The sequence below is a fragment of the Phyllobacterium sp. genome, from assembly GCF_037994405.1.
In the GTDB taxonomy this organism is placed as follows: Bacteria; Pseudomonadota; Alphaproteobacteria; order Rhizobiales; family Rhizobiaceae; genus Phyllobacterium.
The window spans coordinates 1-4,052 of the sequence record NZ_JBBNAN010000121.1; the positions used below are offsets into that span (position 1 = coordinate 1).

The following is a 4,052-nucleotide window of genomic DNA, read 5'->3' on the forward strand; positions in this document are numbered from 1 at the left end:
GGATGTGGAGGCAGTGGCAAAAGAGGCCAGTGAGCGTCCATCACGGCCGAAGATCGAGCGCTCTGCGCCTGCCAAGAAGCCGACGGTTCCGAGCGGGTCGCAGGGCTCACTCTTCTAGACTTAGACTAGCTCGCCTCGTCACAACCATTTTTCGCGGTCAGGTTGAAGAACCCGTGCGAAAATCGCCTGTTCTTGTGTAAGAATCGGTGTTCCTTTTGCAGATTTTGAACATTCCTGCGCAAGAACTTTCGGGGAAATGGCTCGGCCCGTTCAAAAAGCAAATTCGCTATTCCCGCGTCCAGGCCGGACTGTTTAGTTCAATCAGGGATCGTGACCAGTCCTCGATGAAGCGCTGGCGTTGTGCCCGGTCCTGGACGGCGAGCAGTGCTGGCCCGATACGGATCGGCTGGGCAATGCCGGACTCCTTCAAGTTCTGCGGGCCGTCGACATCCGGCGGCAAACCACCCGTCTCGGTGAAATAGAAGGCGTTCGTGCGGGCGATCGACTGGCCCCGTTCGGACAGAAGATAATCGAGGAAACGCGCGCCGAGATCGGCCTTCCTGGCGCCCTTCGGGATGAGCGCTCCGCGGCTCAAGACCAGCGTATAGTCGCGGGGCACCACTACGCGCAGTTCCGGATGACGCAGTGCCGCATCATAGGCATAGGAGCCAAGCATGTTATAGCCAATATAAAGATTGCCTTTTGCAACCTCTTCCAGAATCTCGCCGGTACAGCAGCGCGCCACAGCAGACGCTCGCGCCATGCTTTCCAGCAAGCGGCCGAAGACCGTTGTGGTCTGGCGTGCATCGTTGAAGGCGAGCAGATAACCGATGCCAGAAAGACGGATATCATAGGTGCCGACACGGCCACGATAATAATCGAGGCGCTCGCGCAAGAGGTCCGCAAGTTCGACATGGGTGCGGGGCACCTCGGCCGGCGGTACCAGCCGGGTGTTGTAAACGAAGACGGCCGGCTCGTAGGTGAAGCCGAAGACCTCGTCGCGCCAATTCGCCCAGTCGGCAACGCGGGCGGTCTCAGGCGAGGTATGGGCGGCGGCGCAGCCATCATTGGCGAGCTTGAGCAACTGGTCGACCGACGACGAGAGAAGCAGATCGCCAAGCGGCTCTCCCTTGCGGCAGGCTTCGCTGGCCAGGGCATTCAGTTCATTGGTCAAATATTCGATATAGTCGATCGCTACATCAGGCGATGATTTCTGGAAATCCTCGATCAGCGGTTTCATCGCCGCTAGGTCCGTCGTCGAATAGATCGTCAGCCTGCCAGACTCGGTCTGAAGCGCCGGAAACTGCGTTTTGTTGTCCTCGGCAGCAAAGGACTGCGAGCCGACCAACATAGCTATTATTATGGCGAGGCATGCCCGGATCATTTCGGCTCACCTTTGTAGAGCGGCAAGGTCAGCACGACCGTAAATCCTCTTTCATCACGCGCCCGGAAGCTCAAGCTGCCGCCATGGGCGCTCGCCACTTCCTGGGCAATGGCAAAGCCGAGCCCGGAACTTCCTTCATGCGACTTTGATGTGGCAAAGCGCTGCGTTGCCTTCTCCCAGCCTTCGGGAGGAATACCCGGACCGTCATCCTCTACTTCGACAAAAGCTTGCGTACCGTTTGCGCCAACGCGCACCTCCAGGCGCTGATCGGCGCCATGCCGCAAGGCGTTGTCGATCACATTGACAATGGCTTCACGCAGACTGACCGCGTCGCCGAGCACAAAGGGGCGATCATCCGGTGCCTCGAATGAAATGACGATGTCGGGATCGACGGTGATCGGGATAGCAGCGCGATAGGCGCGCCTTGCCACATCGACCAGGCTGATCGGCTCCAGTTGGACGGAGTCGGCGCGGTGGATCACCATGGCATGGCTGAGCAGCTGATTGGTCAAACGCGCGAGTTCTCCGGTCCGCTCCCGCACGCGCTCGTAATGCTGACGCCCCGCCTTGTCGAGCTTGTCGGCCCCAAGCAGATCGATCTGCGCCGAGAGTGCCGTGAGTGGCGTGCGTATCTGGTGGGCAGCATCGGCAATGAAGCGCTGCAAGAGATCAACGCGTTCGTTCAACCGGCCCATGAAATGATTGATCGAACCAACAAAGGGATCGAGTTCGCGCGGCACATCGACCGAAACCGGCGTCAAATCGTGCGGGTCGCGGCGGCGGACGGCTGTTCCCAGCCGCTCCACCGGCTGCAGCGCATAGCGTATGGCGAGCATAGCGCCAACGAAAGCCAGGAGGCTCATGACGAAAACGAGGATCGTCGCACGCAGTGTCAATTCGCGCGTCAAAGCTGACCGCGCCTCGTTGGTCTGCGCGACAATTACATAGGCTTCGCCTGATACCGCGGGGTCGGCAAGGACGCGCGTTGCCCGGGCGATGCGTACTGGCTCACCCTTATAGACCCCCTCTTCCACACTCGACACATCACGATCATCGTCAAGCGGCGTCGGGCTCTGCAGATCGTCATAACCAGTCAGTGTCTGACCATGTGTATCGATCACGCGATAAAAGATCCTGTCGCGTTCCGCGAGGCCGAGAAGTTCAAATGCTGACGTCGGCAAGCGCACGGTGAGCGTGCCATCCTCCACCGAAAGGCTCTCGGCCATCTGCAACGCCGCACCCACGAGCAGCCTGTCATAGGCCTTGTTGGCCGCAGTCTCCGCATAATACCAGGCGGCTGTGACGAGCAAGGCAGCACCAATGCCAAGCACAACGGAAATGCGCCGGGCAAGGCGCGCGAAAAGCGATGGTTCTTTTTTTTTGCTTTCAGGGCGCATCGTCGGATACCAGCTGATAGCCGAGACCGCGCACCGTCACGATACGCGCCCTGGCGCCCTCCAGCTTCTTGCGCAAGCGGCCGATATAGAGTTCGATCGCATTGGCATTTGCGGCTTCATCAAAACCGAATATCTGGTCGAGCAGTTCATCCTTGCTGAAGACACGCCCGGGGCGCGCCACGAGAACCTCCAGCAGGGTGAGTTCGCGCCGCTTCAGCTGCACCTCGCGCTTGCCGACATGCACGGACCGCGCCGCTCGGTCGACGGCGATATCCCCGCATTTTATCAGATTGGTGGCCTCACCGCCGGTACGCCGGCGCATGAGGACACGAGCCCGCGCTTCAAGTTCGCGGAAGTCAAAGGGCTTGACCAGATAATCGTCCGCACCAAGGTCGAGCGCGCCGACGCGGTCGTCGATTTCCGAGCGCGCTGTCAGGACAAGAACGGGAACCGCATTACCGGACTTGCGGATGTGCTTGAGGATTTCAAAACCGTCCATGCCGGGCAGCATGACATCGAGGATGATCAGCGCATATTCGGTGAAGTCGATAATCTCGGCTGCATCACGGCCATTGGTTTCCCAGTCGACGGCATGGCCAGTCGCCTCGAAACGTTTGCAGATGGCTTCCCCCACATCGTGCGTGTCTTCTACGAGCAATATACGCATGGCGTTTCATTGGCACGAAACATCAACGCTCGCAAACAGTATGACGATGTTGGATCAGCTGAGAGGCTCTCACAACCGCGCGAGCCATCGGGCACGTATGAATTCAACCCAGCGTTCGTTGCTGATTTGGCTGCGCCGGGCGCTGAATGGAAGCGGTATCCAGTTTTGAGAGCAGAACAAGAAGCACCGAGCCAGCCGGTGCATCGGGGAAGATGGGCCTCCCTCACCCTTGAGCAAAGGCCTTGCTTTCAGAACTTTAAGGTGAAGCGATATGGTTTAGGCGCTTTGCATTGCCCTCATCATGAATTTAACCCGGACTGGCGGTGCATAGCCGGCGGGCTTTCGATCTTGAACGACACATAAAATGGGAGCTTGAAATGGTACGGTCGGGTGGCGTCCGTGCCATTTGCGTGAGACCAAACCGAAAAAATACTGTAAACTCGATTCGAGATAACGACCGGTTAAGCGTCCGGCGTAACAGGCCGATAGATTGCCCTTTTATTTCAATCAACGTTTCAAAGTTTCGAATGCTACAACAGGCGGCAAAATTCCCCAAAGTTGAAACTACCCTTTAAATGTAGAAGTCCACCGTACTGAAGCCAAA

3 protein-coding genes are annotated in these 4,052 nt (G+C 58.2%); all 3 read right to left on the reverse strand.

Annotated features, from left to right (window positions below; all coding sequences use genetic code 11):
- Nucleotides 1-286: 286 nt before the first annotated feature.
- From AAAC48_RS07560 to AAAC48_RS07570, 3 genes are read right to left on the reverse strand one after another with little or no spacing between them, the layout of a single operon-like run.
- A complete protein-coding gene (locus AAAC48_RS07560; RefSeq protein ID WP_340653598.1) occupies nucleotides 287-1,384 on the reverse strand; it encodes an ABC transporter substrate-binding protein in 1,098 nt (365 codons plus the stop codon).
- A complete protein-coding gene (locus AAAC48_RS07565) occupies nucleotides 1,381-2,781 on the reverse strand; it encodes a sensor histidine kinase (RefSeq protein WP_340653599.1) in 1,401 nt (466 codons plus the stop codon). The genes AAAC48_RS07560 and AAAC48_RS07565 overlap by 4 nt, the downstream gene beginning before the upstream one ends.
- Nucleotides 2,771-3,448, reverse strand: a complete 678-nt coding sequence (locus tag AAAC48_RS07570; RefSeq protein WP_340653600.1) for a response regulator transcription factor — start codon at nucleotides 3,446-3,448, stop codon at nucleotides 2,771-2,773. The genes AAAC48_RS07565 and AAAC48_RS07570 overlap by 11 nt, the downstream gene beginning before the upstream one ends.
- Nucleotides 3,449-4,052 lie beyond the last annotated feature (604 nt).